This is a genomic window from Rhizobacter sp. P1_G5 (assembly GCF_056405435.1).
Window position 1 is genome coordinate 1 of record NZ_JBFUCB010001071.1, and the last position, 1,002, is coordinate 1,002.

The window sequence follows — 1,002 nt, forward strand, 5'->3', positions numbered from 1 at the left end:
TGCTGGTGCCGGTCGCGACCGCCGTCTTCGGCTACTTCCCCGGCAAGCGGCTGCGCAAGGTCGGCGACCTGCCGAAGGGCGTGATGCTGCAGTGGCGGCGCTGGTGCCTGCATCCGCGCTACCACGTCGGTGCCGAAGGGGCGGCGGTGCGCGAGCAGTTCGAGGCGGCGCGCTTCCCGCTGGTCGCGTTGTCGATCACCGACGATGAACTGATGACCGAGCGCGGCACCCGCGTGCTGGTCGATTGCTACCCGAATGCGCCGCGCCGCATCGAGCGCATCGCGCCGGCCGACGTGCAGGCCAGGCGCATCGGTCACTTCGGGCTGTTCCGCGAGCAGTTCCAGGCGACACTCTGGCCGCGCATGACGGCTTTGCTGCAGGGCTTCGGCCCGGCCTCACTGCACACGATGAAGGAGACGACATGAGCATCAAGACCGCCGTTCTCAACGGCGTATTCACCCTCGAGATCGCGCGCCCCGAGAAGAAGAACGCGATCACGATCGACATGTACCAGGCGATGGCCGACGGCCTGAAGGCCGCGCAGGCCGACGGCGCGGTGCGCGCGGTGCTGATCACCGGCCAGCCCGGCATCTTCACCTCGGGCAACGACCTCGAGGACTTCATGAAACGCCCGCCGAGCGGCCAGGACTCGCCGGTGTTCCAGTTCATGCAGGCGCTGAACGGCTGCGAGAAGCCGGTCGTCGCGGCCGTCACCGGTGCGGCGATCGGCATCGGCACCACGATGCTGCTGCACTGCGACCTGGTCTACGTGGCCGACGAGGCGCGCCTCGCGATGCCGTTCGTGAGCCTGGGACTGGTGCCGGAGTTCGCGTCGAGCCTGGTGGTGCCGCAGCTGGTGGGCCGCGTGAAGGCAGCCGAGAAGATCCTGCTCGGCGAGCCGTTCACCGGGGTCGAGGCGGTCGAGATGGGCATCGCCAACGCGGTGCTGCCGACCAGCGAGGTCGCGCAGCATGCGCGCCGCATCGCCGAGCGCTTCAACGC

1 protein-coding gene and 1 pseudogene are annotated in these 1,002 nt (G+C 69.2%); both read left to right on the top strand.

What is annotated here, in order from left to right; translation table 11 throughout:
* Positions 1-425: pseudogene (locus tag AC1D12_RS34075) on the top strand (alpha/beta hydrolase family protein); the annotation flags it as partial.
* The coding region (locus tag AC1D12_RS34080; protein WP_477845487.1) for an enoyl-CoA hydratase-related protein at positions 422-1,002 on the top strand (581 nt) is incomplete at its 3' end. The pseudogene AC1D12_RS34075 and the gene AC1D12_RS34080, both read left to right, overlap by 4 nt.